This is a genomic window from Tianweitania sediminis, assembly GCF_017813335.1.
Classification (GTDB): domain Bacteria; phylum Pseudomonadota; class Alphaproteobacteria; order Rhizobiales; family Rhizobiaceae; genus Tianweitania; species Tianweitania sediminis.
This window is the reverse complement of the sequence record NZ_JAGIYY010000007.1, coordinates 14799-35699: the sequence shown is the minus strand read 5'-3', so window position 1 is coordinate 35699 and position 20901 is coordinate 14799. Positions and strand designations below refer to the sequence as shown.

General features: G+C 61.0%; 13 protein-coding genes and 1 pseudogene. 9 read left to right on the top strand and 5 right to left on the bottom strand.

Annotated elements, in window-relative coordinates; genetic code table 11:
* The first annotated feature begins 157 nt into the window (after positions 1 to 157).
* From J5Y06_RS16935 to J5Y06_RS16910, 6 genes are all read left to right on the top strand, one after another.
* A complete protein-coding gene (locus J5Y06_RS16935; protein WP_209336373.1) occupies positions 158 to 928 on the top strand; it encodes an enoyl-CoA hydratase-related protein in 771 nt (256 codons plus the stop codon).
* Positions 929 to 1097: 169 nt separating this feature from the next.
* Positions 1098 to 1880, top strand: coding sequence for an ABC transporter ATP-binding protein (locus J5Y06_RS16930; protein ID WP_209336372.1), 783 nt, complete (start codon positions 1098 to 1100; stop codon positions 1878 to 1880).
* Between the two features lie 10 nt (positions 1881 to 1890).
* Positions 1891 to 2772: a branched-chain amino acid ABC transporter permease gene (locus tag J5Y06_RS16925; protein ID WP_209336371.1), complete on the top strand. Its 882-nt coding sequence runs from the start codon at positions 1891 to 1893 to the stop codon at positions 2770 to 2772.
* Positions 2773 to 2775: 3 nt separating this feature from the next.
* Complete coding sequence (locus tag J5Y06_RS16920) at positions 2776 to 3798, top strand: branched-chain amino acid ABC transporter permease (protein ID WP_209336370.1); 1023 nt, start codon at positions 2776 to 2778, stop codon at positions 3796 to 3798.
* 84 nt (positions 3799 to 3882) lie between these two features.
* Positions 3883 to 5088, top strand: a complete 1206-nt coding sequence (locus tag J5Y06_RS16915) for an ABC transporter substrate-binding protein (RefSeq protein ID WP_209336532.1) — start codon at positions 3883 to 3885, stop codon at positions 5086 to 5088.
* A 12-nt stretch (positions 5089 to 5100) separates the two neighbouring features.
* The gene (locus J5Y06_RS16910; RefSeq protein WP_209336369.1) at positions 5101 to 5847 is read left to right on the top strand and encodes an ABC transporter ATP-binding protein; all 747 of its coding nucleotides are present in this window, start codon (positions 5101 to 5103) and stop codon (positions 5845 to 5847) included.
* Between the two features lie 175 nt (positions 5848 to 6022).
* On the opposite strand, the gene J5Y06_RS16905 is transcribed toward J5Y06_RS16910, so the two are convergent.
* Positions 6023 to 8998 carry a Tn3 family transposase gene (locus J5Y06_RS16905; protein WP_209336368.1) on the bottom strand — a complete coding sequence of 992 codons (2976 nt, stop codon included), beginning with the start codon at positions 8996 to 8998 and terminating at the stop codon, positions 6023 to 6025.
* 174 nt (positions 8999 to 9172) lie between these two features.
* On the opposite strand from J5Y06_RS16905, the pseudogene J5Y06_RS16900 reads away from it, so the two are divergent.
* A pseudogene (locus J5Y06_RS16900) lies at positions 9173 to 9334 on the top strand (SMC-Scp complex subunit ScpB); the annotation flags it as partial.
* A 10-nt stretch (positions 9335 to 9344) separates the two neighbouring features.
* Here J5Y06_RS16900 and J5Y06_RS16895 read toward each other — a convergent pair.
* Together J5Y06_RS16895 and J5Y06_RS16890 are read right to left on the bottom strand one after the other, a co-directional pair.
* On the bottom strand, positions 9345 to 12587 hold the full coding sequence (locus tag J5Y06_RS16895) for a UvrD-helicase domain-containing protein (RefSeq protein ID WP_245248011.1): 3243 nt from the start codon (positions 12585 to 12587) through the stop codon (positions 9345 to 9347).
* 32 nt (positions 12588 to 12619) lie between these two features.
* Positions 12620 to 15271 (bottom strand): PD-(D/E)XK nuclease family protein, encoded by a 2652-nt coding sequence (locus tag J5Y06_RS16890; RefSeq protein ID WP_209336366.1) that lies wholly within the window; start codon positions 15269 to 15271, stop codon positions 12620 to 12622.
* A 99-nt stretch (positions 15272 to 15370) separates the two neighbouring features.
* On the opposite strand from J5Y06_RS16890, the gene J5Y06_RS16885 reads away from it, so the two are divergent.
* Positions 15371 to 17158, top strand: a complete 1788-nt coding sequence (locus J5Y06_RS16885; protein WP_209336365.1) for an ATP-dependent nuclease — start codon at positions 15371 to 15373, stop codon at positions 17156 to 17158.
* Positions 17151 to 18932 carry an ATP-dependent helicase gene (locus J5Y06_RS16880; protein WP_209336364.1) on the top strand — a complete coding sequence of 594 codons (1782 nt, stop codon included), beginning with the start codon at positions 17151 to 17153 and terminating at the stop codon, positions 18930 to 18932. The genes J5Y06_RS16885 and J5Y06_RS16880 overlap by 8 nt, the downstream gene beginning before the upstream one ends.
* Here the strand turns inward: J5Y06_RS16880 and J5Y06_RS16875 are convergent.
* On the bottom strand, positions 18859 to 20025 hold the full coding sequence (locus J5Y06_RS16875; RefSeq protein ID WP_209336363.1) for a TniQ family protein: 1167 nt from the start codon (positions 20023 to 20025) through the stop codon (positions 18859 to 18861). The two genes, J5Y06_RS16880 and J5Y06_RS16875, sit on opposite strands and share 74 nt — an antisense overlap.
* The gene (locus J5Y06_RS16870) at positions 20022 to 20900 is read right to left on the bottom strand and encodes a TniB family NTP-binding protein (protein WP_209336362.1); all 879 of its coding nucleotides are present in this window, start codon (positions 20898 to 20900) and stop codon (positions 20022 to 20024) included. Before J5Y06_RS16870 ends, J5Y06_RS16875 begins: the two co-directional genes overlap by 4 nt.
* Position 20901 lies beyond the last annotated feature (1 nt).

Genomic DNA, 20901 nt, shown 5'->3' with positions numbered 1-20901 from the left:
CATTGCTGTGACGCCATAGCGGCGACGTTGCAAGCCCGGAAAGACAGGCGGAAACAGGCGCGGGCGACGGTGAAGCGATGCCCTGACACCTGAAAGCGAGATTCGCGCTGTCATCGCCATGATGCAACCGAGCGGTATGAATGCCAGGGAGGAAGACATGGCCAATGTTCTGGTAGAGCGCGCAGGGACCGATGTGGTTCTGCTGCGCTTGAACCGTCCTGAAGCCCGCAATGCGCTTTCGCCTGAATTGCGCGAGGAATTGCGCGACCTGTTTCTGGCACTCGATAGGGATGAAAGCTGTCGCGCTATTGTTATCACCGGTGACATGCGCGCTTTCGCTGCGGGCGCGGATATCAAGGCGATGGCAGAGGCCACGCCTGCCGAAATGATGGAGCGCGACGACGAGACGAATTGGGCCGCGATTCGCAATTGCCGGAAGCCGGTGATAGCTGCGGTTAACGGTTATGCGTTGGGCGGCGGCTGCGAACTGGCGATGCATTGCGACATCATAATTGCGGGCAAATCTGCGCGTTTCGGCCAGCCGGAAGTCAAGCTCGGCATTATGCCGGGAGCGGGCGGAACGCAACGCCTGACCCGCGCAATCGGCAAGTTTCGCGCCATGCAGCTTTTGCTGACGGGCGATTTCCTGTCGGCTGAGGAAGCGCATGTCGCAGGTCTGGTCAGCAGCGTTTCCGAAGATGACGCCGTGGTGGGTGACGCTCTCGCGCTTGCAGCAAGAATCGCCGCCCTGCCGCCCTTGGCGGTCGAAGAGATCAAGCGGGTGGTGCTGACCGGCATGGACATGCCGCTGGAAGCCGCGTTGAAGCTGGAAATGCGCTCAGCCTATCTGTTGTTCGGAACCGCGGACAAGGGTGAGGCCATGCGCGCCTTCGTGGAAAAGCGTCCGGCTGTTTTCACCGGAAAATGATCACAATCGCGGCATCGAATAATTCGACAATGACACACTTTCGAACGCTGGTTAGATATTGTATAAGAGGTTCTGGAGCATCCCGGTTCGCCGGGATTGTGGGAGGAAGTGACATGCAGGTGAACGAAGGCGCGCGTTCGCGCGGCTCTTCAGGTCCGGGGCGTCGCTGATGCTGCGGGTCGAAAATGTTCAGCTTTCCTTCGGCGGGGTCCATGCCCTGTCGGGTGTCAGCGTTCATGCAAAGAAGGGTGAGATAACGTCGGTCATCGGGCCGAACGGCGCGGGCAAGACGAGCCTCTTCAACGTGATTTCAGGTTTCTACAAGCCGCAATCCGGCACGGTCATGCTCGATGGCGAGGATGTTTCCTCGCTCAAGCCGCATGCGCGCGCTTATCGCGGCATGTCGCGTACCTTCCAGAATATAGCGCTGTTCCACGGCATGACCGTTCTCGACAATATCAAGCTTGGCGCGCACACCAATCTGCGCAGTGGCGTTCTGTCGGCTGGTTTCGGCCTCTCGCTGACTCGGCGCGAGGAAGACGAACTCGACCAGCGGGTCCGCCGCGATGTCGTCGAGGCGCTGGAACTCGATACTGTTCAGAACCACTATGTCGAGGATTTGGCTTACGGCTTGCAAAAGCGCATCGAACTTGCCCGCGCGCTTGTGATGAAGCCGAAAATCCTTTTGTTGGACGAGCCGGTCGCGGGCATGAACCGCGAGGAAAAGCAGGAAATGGGGCGCTTCGTTCGCGGCGTTCGGGACAATTGGAATACGACCGTGCTGCTCATCGAGCATGACATGGGCATGGTCATGAAGATTTCCGACCATGTTGCGGTGCTGTCTTTCGGCAAGCCGATTGCATCGGGAACGCCCGATGAAGTGCGCGCCAATCCCGCAGTAATCAAGGCATATCTCGGCGCGTCCGATGATGCCGTGACTGAGAAGGCGTGAGGAGGCACCCTTGAGCCCGCTGCAACTTTTCATCGAATATTCTGTCGTAGGCATCGCCGCAGGCGGTGTCTATGCGCTGATTGCGCTCGGCATAATCGTCATCTTCAAGGCGTCGCATACCTTCAATTTCGCCATGGGCGAAATGATGATGCTGTCTGCCTATTTCTTTTATGCGGCCAGCGTCACCTTCGCGCTGGGACCGTGGCTTGGCCTCGGTGTCGCGCTTCTTAGCTCGGTGGTTGTCGGCCTGATCATTGAACGTGTTGCAATCCGTCCGATGCTGGGCCGCCCGTTCATCGCCGTGGTCATGGTAACCTTTGGTATTGGCGCGATCATTCGCGGCATTGTCGGTCTGGTCTGGGGGCCGAACGAGCTTCAGATACCTGCCATTCTGGCGCGCACCCCGGTCATGCTGGGCGACATCTTCGTGCCGGGGCGCACCGCCCGTGCTTTTGCGATTGCGGTTGTCATCGTTGTCGGCCTCATCCTTTACCTGCGCTATTCGCGCGCTGGCGTGGCGCTGCGCGCCGCTGCGGCCGATGCCGTTACGGCCTATTCGATGGGCATAGACGTTCGCCGTATCGTCGCCTTTAGCTGGGTCATCGCGGCCATTACCGGCTGCATCAGTGGTGTTCTCATGGCCAGCGTCAATACGCTGACCCCGCATCTGGGCGTCGTAGCCATGAACGTGCTGGCAGTCATTATTCTAGGCGGCCTGAACTCCATCGGCGGCGTTCTGGTGGCCGGCCTCATCATTGGCTGGCTGGAGGCTGTCACTGGCATGTTCCTGCCCACCTCCTTCCGCGAAATCACGCCGTATATCCTGACGCTGATCGTGCTTCTGATCCGCCCGAACGGCCTCTTTGGCGCACGCCAGGTCGAGAGGATCTGACAAATGAGTGCTGCTGAAACCACTTCGCTTGCGCCAGCCGCCAAGGGCAAGATCATGCAACGGATCTGGCTGATTGTGTTGCTTGTAGCGCTGCTCGCGCTGCCGCAGGTCGCGCCGGGACACTGGGTCTATTTCGCGGGTTTGCTGGGCATCAACATCATCGCCACGCAGGGCCTCAACCTGATGATGGGATATGCCGGGCTGTTGTCGCTCGGCCATGCCGCCTTCGTCGGCGTTGGTGCCTACACGGCTGCACTTCTGCAGATCCATCTTGGGCTTCCCTTCTGGATCACATTGCCTGCTGCCGGCATCATGTCCGCGTTGGTCGGTGCGGTGTTCGGCCTGCCGTCGCTGCGCATTCGCGGGCTTTATCTCATCATCGCTACGCTGGCCGCGCAGTTCATCCTGCACTTCATCTTCGTGGGCTGGCAGTCGGTGACGAATGGCGATGTCGGCCTGACGGTCGCGGCAGCTTCGATCTTCGGCTATCCGCTGAACAACGAGGTCCGCATCTACTACCTCATTCTCGTGGTAGCGATTTTGGCGACGATATTTGCGCGCAATGTGGTGCGCTCACGTGTCGGACGTGCCTTCGTTGCCATTCGCGAACGCGATCTCACCGCGCAGGTGCTTGGTGTCGAGACCATCCGTTATAAATTCATCGCCTTTGCGCTCGGCTCTTTCTACGCAGGCGTTGCCGGTGCGCTGCTGGCCTATTTCAACCGCTATGTGAATCCCGAACAGTTCACCCTGCTTCTTTCGGTGTTTTTCCTGTCCGCCGTCATTGTCGGAGGAATGGGGTCGATCCTCGGTGCCATTCTGGGCGCGACCTTCATGACCTTGCTTCCCGAAATCCTGCGCGAGGGCCTCATACCTTTGGCGGGAATGATCGGCTTCGATCTGTCGGCGGTGATGACGCCGCTACGCGAGGTCGTGTTCGGCCTGCTGATTGTCGGCTTCCTGCTTCTTGAGCCGCGCGGGCTGGCGCAGTTGTGGAAGCGGGCGAAACGAAAATTCTCACGCTGAACGGCGTGCGAACTTCCTTCGCCGGCAGTTCCGGCAAGGACATCCAAACCGCGATCCAACGGATCGCACAACGTGGAGGAAATTATGCTCAACAGACGTAAGCTACTGAAAGGTGCTGCCGTGGCGGCGGTGCTGGCTCCGCTCGGCTTTCCCGGCGCAGCATTTGCGCAGGAAAGCCTGAACTGGTTTGTGAACGCCGACCTCAGCGGCCCGGCGGCCTATTCGAGCGCGGCTGAAGCCGAAGGCATTCAGGATTTCGTCGCTTGGAAGAATGCGCAGGGCGGTATCCGTGACCGCAAGATCAACGTCACGGTGATGGATACCGGCTTCCAGCCATCGGTCAGCGTTGCCAACTTCAACAAGGCCGTGGCCGGTGGTCGTCTCGACTTCGTTTACGCCGACAGCACGGGCATGGTGCAGGGCGTGACGCCGGAGAACAACAGCACCTACAAGATTTATATGGGTGGCGGTTCGCAGGCTTCGGAATTGGCGGACCCTTCCAAATATCCGTACTACTTCATCAACGGCGCGACCTATGGGCAGCAGATGCTGGCTCTGGTTCGCTACATCGACCAGAACCGCAAGGGCGATGAAAAGCCGAAGCTGGCCATCGTGCATTCCAGCGCGGCTTTCGGTCGTGACGGCATCGAGCTTGCGCAGAAGGAAGCAGAAAAGCTCGGCATCGAGGTCGTGCTGCTGCAGCAGACGAAGATGACCGAATCCGACGTTTCCGCTTTCGCTCTCGCAGTTCGTCAGGCAGCACCGACGCATGTGATCTTCCACGGCTATGCAATGGGCGTGTGGCCGGAAGTGATGCGTCTCGTGCGTGATTACGGCATGGATGACGTACAGTTCATGGGCACGGTCTGGCAGAACGAGCGTGAGAAGATCATGGAACTCGGCGACGTTGCCGATGGCCTGATCGGCGTGGCGATGTACAACATCAAGACGGAAGGCAGCGATGGCGAGATGATGAAGGTCATCGACGAAATCCATCGCAAGAAGAAGCCGAACTATGATGGCTATGTGACCATCGGTTATCTGGACGGCTGGCTTGACGCGATGATGGCTTCCGTGGCGACTGAAAAGCTTATCGATGAAGGCAAGGAGATCAACGGCGATAATCTCGTTGCCGCGGTCAACAGCCTGAAGGATTGGGATACGGGCGGCATCATCGAATCGCCGGTCACGTTCAAGAACAACGCGATCGGTCTCGCCCGCATCTTCAAGTGGGACATGAAGAACAACTGGAATCCAGAGCCAATCTCCGACTGGATGTACGTAGAGTAGGATTGACCGGCCGTGCTTGAGATCAAAGGTTTGGAAGTTATCTATCAGGGCGTGATCCAGGGTCTCTCGGATCTCAGCCTGAAGGTTCCTCAGGGTTCGATTGTCGCACTGCTTGGCGCCAATGGCGCTGGCAAGACGACGACCCTGAAGGCAATTTCGAACTTCCTGCCGCTTGAGGACGGTCGCGTCACCAAAGGCACCATCACGCTTGAAGGTGACAACATACTCAAGCTCGCGCCGCACGAAATCGTGCGGCGCGGCGTCTTCCATGTCCGCGAAGGCCGTTACGTATTTTCGGATATGACCGTTGAGGAAAACCTCATTGCCGCGACCTTCGCCAAGAAGGGCAGTCAATCGCGGCAAGCCGCCTTCGACGAGGTCTATACCTATTTCCCGATTCTGTCGCAGCGCCGCCGCCAGATGGCCGGATATCTTTCAGGCGGCGAACAGCAGATGCTGGCAATCGGTCGCGCGTTGGTCGCCGATCCGCGCGTCATCCTGCTTGACGAGCCGTCGCTCGGTCTGGCGCCGCTGATCGTCAACGAGATTTTCGAGATCATCGCCCGGATCAACCGGGAGAAGAAAGTCTCGATCCTGCTGGTTGAACAGAATGCCATGATCGCGCTGAAATACGCGTCCTATGGCTATGTGCTGGAAAGCGGCCATTCGGTACTTGAGGGAACGACTCAGGACCTTGCCGCAAACAAGGACATTCAGAAGTTCTATCTAGGCCGTGTGGACGAATTTGAGCAAGCATAGGCCGGCAGCGAAGCTGACGATCGAGCGGAAATTCCGTGCGGTCTTTTCGCATCGCAGAGCGACGCGCTTGAAGCGCTTGAGCCGCCCGAAGCCTTGCTCGATACGAGCCGCGCCTTGTAGGGGTCGGAACAAGAGCAGTGCGAAATCGTACGCTAAGGACGAACGAAGCGGGAACTCATGCGGCCCGCCGCAGGCCGACTGGAAGGCGAAGTTTCCGGAAACCTTCAGGCATATGCTGCTCGCTATCCCAGGTGTAGATGCCGGTCAGGTTGATATGCTCCCAGCTCAGCGGCGAGATGTGCTTGAGCAGATGATCCGGAATCTCGCGACGCGCGTTGCGTAAGTGGGTGACGGCCCGTTCGATATAGACTGTGTTCCAATGGACGATCGCGCTGACGACGAGATTAAGACCGGACGCGCGGAACGCCTGGCTTTCGAACGATCGGTCCCGGATTTCGCCACGCTCGTGGAAAAAGACAGCGCGCTTCAGCTTATGAGCGGCCTCGCCCTTGTTGAGGCCGGCCTGGCAGCGTCTGCGCAATACCGGACTCGAGTACCACTCGATCATGAACAGCGATCGCTCGATCCGACCAAGCTCCCGTAGCGCCCTTGCGAGCTGGCTTTCCTTCGGTGACGCCGACAGCTTCTTCAGGATCGTGGACGGCACCACGGATCGAGTCGTGATCGACGCCGCCAGATGGAGCAGATCATTCCAATGATCGAGGATCAGGGTGGCGTTGATCGGTGCCCCGATATGGTTCGACAGCGCCGGGTATGCATCGCTTTTCTCGAACGTGTGGAACTTCCGATCTTTGAGGTTGCGCAGCCGCGGTGCGAACCGCTTGCCGATCAGCGCGAACAATCCGAAGACGTGATCGCTGGCGCCGCCGGTATCGGTAAAGTGTTCCTGGATGTCGAGGATCGTGTCTTGGTCGAACAGCCCATCAAGCACATAGGCAGCCTCGCTTTCGGTCGGGCTGATGGGCAGAATGCTGAAGTAGCCGTACTGATCCGACAGATGGCTATAGAACTTCGAACCTGGCTCGCTGCCGTAGTGTAGATTGACGTCGCCGCGCTTAGCGGCGCGATCACTGGCGCGAAAGAACTGCCCGTCCGACGACGCGGTCGTTCCGTTGCCCCACAGCCGAGAATGCGGATGGCGGGTGTGTGCGTCCGTCACGCAGGCCTGCGCCGCCCGATAGGTCTCCGATCTTGCATGGAAGGTGCGCATCCAGCCAATTTGGTGAGCACTGATCCCCTTGGACGCACTCGCCATCCGCTTCGGACCGAGGTTGGTTGCATCCGCCAGCACGCCGGCCAGCATGGCCGAGACATTTCTGGGAACGTCACCGGTGCGGACATGCGTGAAGTAATCGGCGAAGCCAGTCCAATCGTGCACTTCTCTCAACAGGTCTGGCACCTCAACCATTGGATATATATCGCTGATCTCGGCATTCAGTTCTTCGGCGGCGGCAGGCACTTCGCCGACGGTCGGTGTGACGATCAACGTTCCGGCTTCAAGACGAACACCTTCGAGCTTCCCGGACCGTGCTCTGTGAGCCAGACGCTTCAGGTTGAAATCGAGCATCTGCCGCGCTTCGGCAAGCCACGCCGCGCCATCGCCTTGGACGCCCAGTCCGAGGCGGTTCTCTTCCTTCATGGCGTCGAACGTTGAACGCGGCATGAGATGCTCGTCGATCGGCCGGAAGGATCTGCTGCCGTCGACCCAAATGTCTGCAGATCTAAGCCGATCTCGCAAAGCCGCGAGCGTGGCGATCTCGTAGAGCCGGCGATCAGGCTTTCCTTGTTCGAAGATGAGCCGTCGATCAGTTTGGCTGAGGTGGGTGACCGGGACGCGCTCCGGGAGTGTCCGACGCTTCTCGGCATACATGCGCTTCAAAAGCGAGATTGCCGCCAGAAGCGGATCGTGCCGCCGACCCGATTGGAACGTGAACGCCCGCAGGAATGCACCCGCAAATTTACTGACGGTCGCATACTGCTCACCCGCCACGACCAAGGGCGACGCCTCGTTGTCCTCGACCATCGACTCGAGCTCTGGCTTCATGCGGAGCAGCCGATGCCAGCCGACTTTCTGATCGAGAACCTCCAAAGCGTTGCGACCATACTCATTGGCGGATTGCAGGGCTGTGATCGTATCGAGGAACATGCGCAGTGCCTTGGCGGTATCTGGCCTGCAATCCATGTGCCGCTGCTTCTTGCGGTTGTTGGCTTGCGAGAACAACCGACCCATCAGCTTGATGAACATCGTCACGGCATCGTCGGTGAGCTTCTGTGCGAGTTTGATGACCTGCGCCACGATCAGAGCGTGCCGGCGGCTGGAGTTGAAGTCGCTGGCCAGCCAGGCCGGTGTGGCGTTCCCCTCGCGGATCATCTGGTCCCACCGACCCGAGGAAATCCGCATCTGCAATTTCGGGTCGATTTCCAGCTTGCGCAGGAATGCGATCCGTTCTGTCAGCCCGACAAGGTTCGACGCACCCGGCGCTTCCGGCGCCGACCGCAACCAATGGAAGCGGGTCTTACCGATCGACGGGTCGACATCTAGCAGCCTATCCAATGATTGGAGCGTACCGAGAGAGATGTCTTCAATTAGATTTCTCTCCGCCCGCCGGCGGGCTATCGCGCGCCCGGCAAGGCCGATGCGTTCGATCGTGTCGACTGCTGGCAGAAGGGACCCGCGTTCTCGAAACGTCGCGACAATGGAGCTGACTATCGCGGCACCGTCGTCGGACATCGTCGCCGCTTGGACTGCGGCCAATAATGCCGCTCGACGATCTTCCGCCGTCGCGCTTTTTATATCCAGATATACCAATAGGCGCGCGGCGTGATCGCGGCGGGTTTCTTCACGGCGCGAGTAGAGCGCAAATGATGCTTGGTCAGCACCGATTTGGTCAGCAACATATTTGAGCATCGCGCGAGGCGGGGCCTCTTCTGCTCCCAGCACTCGGCCAGGATATCGCATCAGACATAGCTGAATGGCAAAGCCGAGCCGATTATGGTCACGCCTCCGCAGTTCGACCTCCAGCCGATCCGCCGGTGACAACGAATAGTGTCGGATCAGGCTGTCCTCATCGACCGGTATGTCGAAAAGCTTCCGTCGATCTTGCTCTTTGAGAAGCTTCCGCTTTGCCATCTTCCGTCCCTATACACGGCCATCTGGCTGAAGCGTTGTCGAGTCGGGCAGATGAGGAAATCAAAACCGACGCGTCGCGATGACAATCCACAGGATCCGGCGCTGCTCATCCATCGCCGTTCATGGTGCGTTCGACCTAAGCGTACGATTTCGAACTCCTCTTGTTCTGACCCCTTCCTGCTCGAGTTCGGGCTCGACACCTTGCGCGATCTTCCCGACCGCGAGGCCCTGGAGGACGCAGGACTGCTTAGCAAAGAGAAACTGCTGGCGGGCGACATCATACCGGGGTTTGCAGATATCGAAGATAGTGGTGCCGGCGTCCCGCTCGACGAATAGATGATGCCTGTTAGGACCGGAGGACCCAAGCGACCTCGCCGCTCGTCAGATAGACAATCGCGCCGCGTAGGGCGCCTGTCGCGGACAGATAGTCATGCAGTTGCTGTAAATGTGCCTCGCGCATAGCGGGTGTAGGGTTTACGTCAGATTTCCAATCGATCGCAGCGTCAATGCGTTCTTCGATGACCGCCAAGGCGTCTGCCCGCCCGGCGATAAGACCAGCCTCGTCGTGGCCCCAGATTGCGACCTCGGGCATGAGATAGGGCCGCAATTCGGCAATCTGTGGCAAAGAGAGGCCGCGAATTGCCACTGCGGCCATCTCTTTGGGATCGGGTCGAGGCTCGTCGACGTCGACGATCAGTTGATCGAGCAGTTCACGAGCACGCGAAACGCCCGCGTCCAACTCTTCCGCAAGCTCGCCGGTCAGAAGCTCTTCCATCAGCTTGTGAAGGATGACACCGCGGCGAGCTCCGGCGCCGACCACGTCGAGATGTTCAATATGGTTCTCCGAAATCACGACGCCATCGAGAGGGTCGCCGCGCCGATCGGCATCATGCTCGCTGGGCCGGCGCCAGACGACCAGCGGCGCGCTCTCCTCGACGGATCGCTGCTCAGCGGCAAAAATGTCGGACGACTGTTCGTTTGGCCGAGACGCCGGTTCCGGCCTTCTTTGAAGCGCAAAGGACGACAGATCCAACTCGGGAACGTCGTGCTGATGCAGGTCTATCGAGCTGAACCAGGAGTCTTTGGACGCCTGGGGGATGTGCGGGAGGATCAGGAGATCCCGCGCCCGCGTGCAGGCCACATACCAGATCCGTTCTCGTTGATTGGCGTCTTCAAGGCTTTCGGCGGCACGCGCGGCGGCGAGCTCCGGCGGCGCGACGCCGCCGAGCATCCAGTGTAGGCTGTTGTCGGATTGCCGGTGCACGAACTGATCGGGCCGGTAGAGTTCGGTCGTGGAATTGACCGGAATCACGACAGGCCACTCCAATCCCTTGGCGCTATGAATGGTCACGATTTCGATGGCGTCCGAGGCGGCGTCGATGCGGCCTTCCTGCGCTCGCGCCTTGCGCTCCCAGTCAGACTGGAGATCGGCAATGAATGCCCGCAGCCCTGCGACCGAATAGCCGCGCGCTCTCTCGATCAAGGCATCGAGATTGGCGAGCGCGCGGGCGTTGCGGTTGCCATGACGCGCCGCCATGATCACGCGGACGTTCAAGCGCTCGATGGCGTCCGCGAGGATGAGACTTGGCGTCATGATCGACGTCCGTCGCCGAAGCTGTTGCAGCTCGACGAGGATATGCCTTGCCACCTGATGCTGCACTAGTTCGGGATCCGTCCGGACCGTGAAGAAACTTTGGCCCTCCTCGCTCTCGGGAAGGGCTGCTGTGATGTCGAGGAGTTCCTGTTCGCTTAGGCCAACCAGGGGGCCTCGCATCAAAGCACCGAAGGCCAAGGTGTCGGAGGAGTCGGCCAAGACCCGCAGCAGGGCGAGAATGTCCTGCGTTTCCTGCCGTCGCATCAGTGTCTGGCCTGCTTGCGAGGATACCGCGACCCCGCGCTGCTCGAGCGCTCGCTCGTAGCGCCATAGTTCCGTATGTCCCGGTGAGAGTAGGGCGATGTCGCCGGCCTGGAACGGCGTGCATGTCTTGTCGGGGCGTTGTATCGACACGTTGCCGATCAAGGCGGCGCAAAGGTCGGCAACCCGCTCCGCCTCGGCTTCTCGGAACATTTCCGCGTAGATGCGGCCCTCGGTCGCCACCTCGACGGTGAAGCGCGCCACGCAAGGAAGCGAATGTGACGCCTCGAAGAGCGTGGGTGCGAGCGCGACGTATCGGGGCTGCGAGGGCTTGGCAAAGACCGGCTCGAAGCAGGCGTTCACATGCTCGATGATTGGGCTCAGCGATCGGAAATTGGCGGTGATCTCGAGCACGGCGCCATGATCCTGGCGGTCGATCAACTGGCGACAGAGTTCATATGCTTCGATGTCGGCGCCGCGGAAACGATAGATCGCCTGTTTCGGATCGCCGACGAGGAAGAGCGCTCCGCGCTGCAGTTCTGACTTCTCCCATTGTCCCGGCCGTGGTTCGGTCGCGGCGATCGAGAACAAGATCTCGTTCTGGATGCCGTCCGTGTCCTGGAACTCATCGACCAGGACATAGCGATAGCGTTGGCTGATGGCCTGACGCACCTCTTCGTGGTCGCGGACAAGGGTACGAACGTGGATCAGCAGGTCGTCGAAATCCAGGACGGCGGCAGCCCGCTTGCGTGTCTGATAGCTTTCCAGCAACTGGTCGAGGGAGACCGACAGCGAGCATACCAGCGTGCTGGCGATATGACCTACGAGTTCGCTCCAGGCGATGACGACGGTTTCGTAGAGCGTCCGGCCGTCACCGGGACCAGCGTCATTGCGGTGAGCGCCGAAGCCCCGCGCCGCCTCATCGTAGGTTTTCAGCTGCAGGCCCTTGCGCTCAAAGAGGCGGCCGGTTCCCGGCTCGCAGAGCCGCCACAGGGATCGGAAATCCGCTTTGCCTGCGAGACAATCCTGATAGCGCTCTTGAAGCCGGCGCAATTCGTGCGCGATGTCGGAAAGCCATTTGTCGGGTTCCCCACTCGCGTGCCACCGGTCGAAATCGTCGACCGCCTGAACGAAATCGATGTCGGGCCGTGCGTCGAGCGACGGAGGAATCGGTTGGGCATCGGGGTGCTTGCGCCGAAGGCTCGCGAGTTCGCGAATGAGGTTGACGACCTGAAGGGGAATTTCCTCGGCGAGGACCACGATTGGGTCGCCTTCCACCGCGTCAGCCGCGAGCCGTTGGGAAAACCAGGCCGACAGCTCGGCCATGAACAGATTGTCGGCGACCGTCGCGTCGACCACACGGGCGCCAGGGTCGAGGCCGGCCTGCACACCATGGCTGCGGATGATTGCCTGGCAAAACCCGTGAATGGTGGTCGCTGTCAGCTCATCAAGCTGGGGAGAGGCAGTGATCAGCGCTTTGCGCTGTTGCTCCGAAAGCCCCTGCGGAAGAACCGTCTCAAGGAATGCGGGAACATCCCCCGACAGCAGCGTGTCGACTGTCTCCCTGATTCGGCGCGCGAGTTGGCTCGCCGCAAGCTCCGTGAAGGTGATGGCGGCGATCTCACCAGGCCGGCGGCCGTCCGCCAGCATCATCGCCACGCGACCGGCCATCAGTGAGGTCTTACCGGTTCCCGCAGCCGCCTCGACCAGCAGAATCGAGGAAAAATCGGTCATTGCCCGACAACGGGCATCCTGATCGACGAGCGTCATGTCGAGGCGCTCCAGAGCCTGTTGAGCGACTGATTGGCCACCCGGAACTCGGAAGCCTTTCGGCGCAGATAACTCTCGCGATCGGCCGGCATCGCGAGGCGCATATCGTCATAGTCGGCGTCCTGCTCCCAACGCGGCGCGATCCGACCGCTGCGTAGAATCATCATGGCAGCCGACAGATAGCCGGCCGCCTCGGTTACCACCTGATCGAGTTCGTCGCCCTTGAGCTCGAAGGTCGCCGGATCGTCGGCGAGATAGACCAAGCGCGCCACGACGGTCCTGACTTCAGGCAGCAGCGCACGGGCTGCAATTGCATATAGCACACGCTGCAGCTCGCGACCCTGGCCCAATGCGATGCGTTGATGTCTCGGAGGTGGCTTGGCGCTCTTGTAATCGGTAATCCGCGCGGCGTCGCCGGTGGCGCGGATATCGAGCCGATCCATGCGGCCGCCGAACACCAGGCCGGTCTGCTCGATCGACACCGCGATCGTCGTGTCCCACGGCGCATCTTCCTCTGCAGCACTGCCTTGCCCAAATGGCACCTCAGTCCAACTTCGCGTATCAGATCTGACCTGATCGTCGGCGGCGAGACCCTTGGCAGTGCGATGTGCAGCCTCGCTCACTGTATGTCGCCACAGGATGGGTGGTGGAACCGACCGCTGCAGCGGCCACGCGTTCAGGATAGCCGTCGAAGCATCCATGATCGCAGCTTCGATCTCGCTAGCGTTCGCACGCGCAAATCCCGGCGCTGGTTCGAGCATCGCGATCGCGCCGCTGATCAACTCATGCACCAGCTCGCCGAAAACAACCGGGCCGAGTTGCAACGCGTCGGACTGGAACCGGATTGGGCGCCAGCCCAGAGCGTAGCGCCAGACGAAGCCGAGCGGATCCCGCAGCAGTCGCTGCAGTGATGTCGTCGACTGAACCCGCGACAAGGCTCTCTCAATTGCCGGATGATTGGCGCCTGAAAACCCGTCATGTGGCGTTAGATCCGAGGGCCGATGCCAATCGCGCCAGCAAAGCTGGCTTTGCCGGACATGGGCGAGTTGACCGGCATCGCGTGGCCGGGCCAGCAGCCTGTCCGCCTCGCTGAAAGCGTGCTCGGGAATGCGATCGCGCTTATGCACGATCTCCGCCGAAGGCCAAAGCGAACTGGTTGAAAGAACCCCACCCTTGCCGTTGCGCAGCGAGCGCGACAGAACGAGTTCTTCGCTTGTGTGCGCCTGGATGATCTCGAAATGGCGTCGGTCGCGCTCGGCGACTCCCATGGGATGAAGCCTGCGGCGGTCTAGCAAATGGTGCGGCAGCAGCGGATCGTCGTTTTCTGAGCGCGGCCAGGACCGGCTGGTAAGGCCAAGCAGGCGGGTGAACGGCCGCGGACACGCCGCCAACTGCGATGCCGGGCACCAGACGACGCTGTTGGCCGGGTCACGCCGATCGGCGACACGCAACGATTGCAATGACAGGCCGATGGCTTGCGCCGGCGCGCTTCGCAGCGCCTCCTCCCACATCGCCAAACTGGCGCCGCTCAGCAACCGCGTGCCCGCCTCTCCGCCCACCTCTGCCCCGCGCGCGAGAAGCTCGAGAATTGGGAACAAAATCTGCTCGCCAAGCTCGCCATCGCTTCGGTACGGCCCCGCTGCCGCCAAGACTTCTCGCCACTGGTCGAGGCTACGCAAGCCAGCGTTGCGCGGGATCGCGGCGAACCAGTCCGGCGGAAGCTGGCTGGTGAACGGGTGCGCGGGCAGCCGCCGGATCAAGCGCCAGACCCGTTCCTGATTGAGCCCGTTTGTGAGAATGTCGGCCAGTGCGGCACAGGCTTGGCCCTCCGGCGTGCTCAAGGCAGGGACGCCGTGAGAGAAATGCAATGGCACCCCAGCGCTTCGCGCATAGGCCAGGAAATGATCGTCCCAGTCCTGCGTCGACGTCGCGGCGATGGCGATGTGCTCAGCTTGCACCTTGCCAGTCGCCAGCAGCTGCCGGGTCCAGCGTAGCGCCTCGACGACCTCCGACTTGGGGTCCGCGCTCGCCTCGGCGGACCTGCGCGACGGGGCGGTCACCGCCTTTTGCTTGATCTCACCTTCGAACCATGGTTGCTCGACGGGCGCCGGCAATTCCCAGGTGAGGTCGGTGACGCGCGCAAGATCGTTGAGAAGCGGCCGCCAGAGCGGATCGACGTCCACCAGTCCCGACAGCGTCACTGAACCCAGGAGGCCACGCGCAAGTTCGACCCGCTTGCCAGCTGCGTCTCGAAGATCGCGCGGCAGCATGTGCGCGGGCGGAATGTGATCGCGGATAAAGGCCTCGATGAGATGAAGGTCACCGAACCGCGGCGTCTCGCCCGCCAATAAGGATAGATCGAGATCCGCCCGCCAGACGCAATCCAATGCGTGGAGAACGGCGCGCGGCATACCAGGCAATCCGGCGACCGTTCCGATGTCGCCAAAGCTCTCGGAAGCGAGCGCGGCCTGAATTGCGGGATAGAGAACGTCAGTACCGGCCGGCGTGGCAAAACCGCCGACCAAGCGCGCGGCGAGCAGGGGCAAGGTGACGATCTCACGACCGATTGCTCCGCCTCGCGCCGCTGCGGCGCGAGCGCTGCGCAGCGCTAGCATTCCATCGACGACGTGAGTAGTGCGAATAAGCATCGGGTTTCGTGTTGTTCGTCCAACAGGGCACTGTGATCGCCCAAAATCACCGGCTATTGAAGCTCAGGCAAAGAAAAAGATCAGGCGTCGGGGACGGAAATGCATCTAAGCAAGTTGAAGATCAGCAATTTCAGGAACTTCCAGTCGATCGACGTCGCCCTGGCCGGCAATGTAGTGCTCCTTGGCGAGAACCGGGTCGGCAAGAGCAATCTGCTTTTCGCGATCCAGCTCATCCTCGACCCGACATTGCCCGATTCGGCCCGGCAGCTGAAGCTCACCGACTTCTGGGACGGTGGGCCGACCGACTATAGCGCGCCCATCGAGGTGCATCTGGAGCTCTCGGATTTCGCGGCGGACATGGCGCTTACCGCGCTCCTGACCGATTTCCGGTCGCCTCATGATCCGGCGACTGCACAGCTAAGCTATGTCTTCCGCAAGAAGTCGGATGTCGCCGGCGCGCCGCAGTCGGGCGCAGATTGCGAGTTTCTGGTCTTCGGCGGTGGCGACGAAACGCGTTCACTGCCGGCGAAGGTTCGTCGCCGCATCGCGATCGATCTGCTGGATGCCTTGCGTGACGCCGAGGGCCAGCTCGGCAGTTGGAAGGCGTCGCCGCTCCGCCATTTGCTGGAGGAGGCCGTATCCGGCATCAGCCGCACGGATCTCGACGCCGTAGCTGCCGAACTCGACAAGGCGAGCAAGGCGCTTGAGGCGTTTCCGACCATCAAGACGTTGGAAGATGAACTGCGCACCGGCATAGCCCACCTGTCCGGAAAAGCGCATGACATAGACGCGCGCCTCAGATTCGCGCCGGCCGACCCGCTTCGTCTCTTCCGGGCCATCGCGATGTTCATCGATGATGGCAAGCGCGGCATTGCGGAGGCCAGCCTCGGATCGGCGAACGTTGCGCTGCTCGCACTGAAGCTCGCGGAATTTGCATGGCGCCGCAAGAAGAACGAACGCAACTTCTCGCTGCTGTGCATTGAGGAGCCGGAAGCGCATCTCCACCCGCACCTGCAGCGATCGGTTTTTTCCAAGCTGCTTGGCAATGCCGAGGCTTCCCAAGCCATGATTGTCACAAGCCACTCGCCCACTTTGGCCGCCGTGGCGCCTTTGCGGTCGATCGTCCAGCTGAAGAGACAAGGAGGCGCGACACAGGCATTCTCACTGGCGACGTTGCCGGTGACATCCGACGAGCTTGACGATCTCGAAAACTACCTCGACGCAACCCGCGCCGAACTGCTGTTTGCGCGTGGCGCCATCTTCGTCGAAGGCGACGCGGAGGAGGCGCTCATGCCCATCTTCGCTGCGTCGCTCGGCTATTCGCTCGACGATCTCGGCATAACCGTCTGCAATGTTGCCGGCACGAATTTCCGTCCCTACGTCAAGCTCGCCGAGGCGCTGAAACTGCCCTATTGCGTCATCACCGACTGGGATCCGCTCGACGGGAGCAAGCCTCCTCTCGGCAAAAAGCGAACCATGGATCTTTGGGCGGACATGCTCACCATTCGCGGCAAGCCGCCACTGACGCCGGCGCAGCTGGCGGAGTGGGAGGGAAAGGACTATGCGGCATTCAGTGCCGGTGCGATGAAGACCAGGGTCTTCCTCAACGAACGGACCTTCGAAGTCTCCGTCGCCAACACGCCCGCCCTGTTGGAACCCCTGCTCGACATCCTCAGCGAACAGGATTTCGGATCGGTCAGGACCAACCGCATCGCCAACTGGCGTGCAGGCGCGGCAGTCGATGCCGAACAGCTGCTGGCGATGGTCGCGAGTGTCGGTAAAGGCCGGCTCGGCGCCCGCCTGGCGAAGAAAGCCGTCGGCATTCGGCCGCCCACCTATATCGAAAACGCCATCGCCGCTCTTGTCGCGTTGGTCGCCAATGCTTAGCGACCGGGCCCTTGTTCGGGCCTTGGCCGAGCTCCAGGGCAACCCTGAGCAGGCGGCCGCCGTGGTCGAGAAAGGTCATTGCGTGGTGCTCGCCGGCCCGGGAAGTGGCAAGACCAAGACGCTGACGATCGCTATGGCACGTGCCCTGATCCAGGACGTGCCCGATCCTCGCGGCGTTGCCTGCATCACCTACAACAACGACTGCGCGATCGAACTCGAAACACGCCTCGCCCGCTTGGGCATCACGCCGGGCGACCGCGCTTTCATCGGCACCGTGCACAGCTTTGCGCTCAGCCAGGTCATCGGCCCATACGCGCGCTGCGTACCTGTAGGGCTTCCCGCGGATTTCAAGGTCGCAAGCAAATCGCAGATGCGGGCCGCGGTGGAAGTGGCGCACGGGATCTCGATCGGCGGTTACGGCAACCCGCACGACCGATGGAAGTTCGCTTCGGAAAAGCGCGTGCGTGACGTTGATCGCACGCGGCCCGAATGGCGGGGGTGCAATCCCGAGCTGGCGGATTTCGTTGAAGCCTACGAGGCGGAGCTGCGCCGACAAGGGCTGATCGACTTCGACGACATGCCGCTGATCGCCTATCGCATGATCAAGGAAAACCTCTGGATTCGCGATGCTGTTCGAGCTCGTTTCCCCGTGTTGTTTGTCGACGAATACCAGGATCTCGGTCATGCGCTGCACGAACTCGTCCTCCTGCTTTGCTTCGAAGGTGACATTCGTCTGTTCGCTGTCGGCGATACTGACCAGTCGATCTACGGCTTCACCGGCGCCAACCCTGAGCTGCTGGAAAGCTTGACCCGCCGTTCCGATGTCCGAACGATCAGGCTTCGCTTCAACTATCGTTCCGGCGCGAAGATCATCCGAGCTTCGCTCGGCGCTCTCGGCGAGGAGCGCGACTACCACGGCATCGATGGCGCTCCCGACGGCGATCTCAGCTTCTGGCCTGTTCCGTACGGACACGACAATCAGGCTGAGGCCGTCGCCAAAACGATCATCCCGAAGCTTGTCGAACAAGGGTTCGAACTGGGGCAAATTGCGGTTCTCTATCGGGCCGCCTGGCTCGGCGACAAGGTGGCCACCGCTTTGAAAGAGGCGGCAATCCCCTTTTTCCGAACCGACACGAACGCGCTGGTCAAGAGAAGTTCCCGCCTTGCGCGCTTCATCGAGGAATGTGCCCGCTGGATCGCAGGCGGTTGGCGCGATGCCGAGCCACCATATGCGCGGCTCTTGTCGCAAGCGAAGACACTTGTGTACGGTCGCCACGCCAGCGAACGCGAGGAACAGGAACTATCCGCCCAGCTCATGGGATTTCTCACCGCCTCGCTCGGAACGAGCGAAACCACCCATGCCTGGCTGCAACGGGTCGCACGAGGACTCATCACGCCATGGCGCACGATCGCTCGCAATTCGGAACAGGAGTGGGATGTCTGCGACGAGATGATTTCCAACACCGATCCGGCCCGGGATCTGGACATGCCATTGGCGCATTTCGCTGGACGGACGGAAGGCTCTGGACGCGTCAACCTCAGCACCCTTCACAGTGCCAAGGGACGGGAATTCGATGCGGTCATCATGTACGGCGTGAACGCTTCCGACATGCCAAGCACGCGCGATAAGAGCAGCCCCGGAAGCCTTCGCGAGGCCAGGCGCTTGTTCTATGTCGGAGTGACGCGCCCGAAAAAACACCTCAGCCTGGTTTATCAGGAGCACCACCACTCACCGTGGGTCTTCGAACTGTATCAGCGCAGTCAGCAGAATTGACCCTTCTGTCGACAATCACGCACCTCTTGTCGTCGCTCTCACCAATCTGGTGTTGGTGTCGATACTCTACGTGATCTCGCTGGGCGCGGACGCCTTCAACGCACATAACCCGCAAGTAGGCCTCGAATAGTGCAGCTCGATCGGCTCCCGCAGGAGAAGAGCGCTTCGGTCGCGGCGATTCCTGATGCTTCTCCAGGAGATTTGCGAAGCGAGCGATCAAGGGCTCATGACCGCCTGCAACAAGAATAGCCCACCGGCGGTATGCGGTGGCAGCATCGGTGTTGCCGGCCAGCCAATCTGGAGAATCTGCCGCGAGCTGCTCGAAGCAGCGAACGCGCGCCGACGTCGAGAGGGTAGTGAGCGTCTTTGCAAAGGAAATGCCGGCGCTGACCGGCGCTCGCAGCAAACGTGCAATCAGATCTTTGGCTGTTCGCGAACCCGTGGGTAATTCCAGCCGGCATAAGTCCGCAACAGAGCGGTCCAATTGCCGCGCCGCTACCGAAATCGAGGCTTTTGGTGCAGCCCGCAGATCGAAGCCGCATTTGGCGCAATAGTGTTGAGGGAGCAGTTCGGTCTGGTTGAAGGTGGCAATTCCGCTCCGGCAGGCCGGGCATCGATCCCGAAGACCACAACGGTGCTCGAAACAGGAAACGCGGGAGGCGATACGCCACTTCCTGCGAAAATACGGCATCGCGTCACCGGCAAGGCACGAAGGGCAATACTGCATCCAGGTCGAACGGTTTCGGCGCGCGTTCTCGCGGAGCGGAAGTAGAAGCGGAGCCAGTGCGCCGCCGGTCATCGTCATCTTTAGGATCGTATCATGCGCGATCGCCGTCCGATGGCCAAGCAATACGGCGACGTGGCGCGGAAGCGCCAGGTCGAGCCGGGACGACCACATCCCGACGCCGAGCCCGAGGACACTTGCGAACGACCTCGGCGCGATGCCGTTCGCGATCGCAAGACGATGGAGCCAGCTTGATAGCAGCTCGTCCGGAAGAGGATCTATAGAGACGGGCCATCGATCGCTGACGAGATTCCCGTATCGCTCGCGCAGCTCGATGTTGAAGCCCGCGCCGGTCACTTGGCCGTTCACAGCAGATTGCTGCGCACGGGCGGCCGGCGGCGCTTCGAAACCGGAATGTAGTGCAATTCCTCGATCCCGAATTTCGTGATCCGCTCCACTCCAGATCTTGCTGCTGCTACGGCCGCCGCGATGACGACCGCCACGACCTCACCGATCAATCCCTCCGAGAGCTGGAAAATCGTTCGCGCCAAGGGCTCATCCGAAAGATCGGACGCAAAGGCGAGAGGTAGTGCGCCTTCCAGGCTGTCGAGCAGCGCAAGGAACTCCTCGCCATATTGCCAACGCGGCACGGCATGCAGGTCGAACCGGGTCGCCATTTCGGCGGTCTGGTTGATGAAGTCGTAGACGGCGACCTCGCCGATCAAAACAGGCGAGATGTCGAACTGGCGACCGATCCTCCGCAGGAAGGCAAGCACGGCTTCGACGTCGCGCGCCCGACCGCGCAGAGCATTGTGGAACTCATCGAAGATCAGGATTCTGGGCTTCAGCCTGTCGAGCAGATGATCGACCTGCTCGGCCTTGCGGCCAATGTCGCGGCTGCTACCGGTCGGAGCGCGCAACGCCTGCAGAATGCTGCCATAGAAATGGGCAAGACCTGCGCCCTCGCGCGTCTGCACCACCCACACCCGCTGCTGTTCGGCTGTTCTCAGATGTCCGACGGCGAAACGTTCGGCGATCATGGTCTTGCCGTTGGCATAGGGTCCGACGAGCATCAGTCCTCGGGTCCGCAGCGATGGCGGCCGCCACAAAAGCTCGGCGAGACGTTCGTGCGCTGTGAGCGCCACCTGATGTCCGATCCACCGCGGCGCCTGGATGTAGGCGATCCGCTCTTCCGTGCTGCGGTCAAGGTGCGGGCGAACGTGATCAAGCAGATGGTCCGCCACG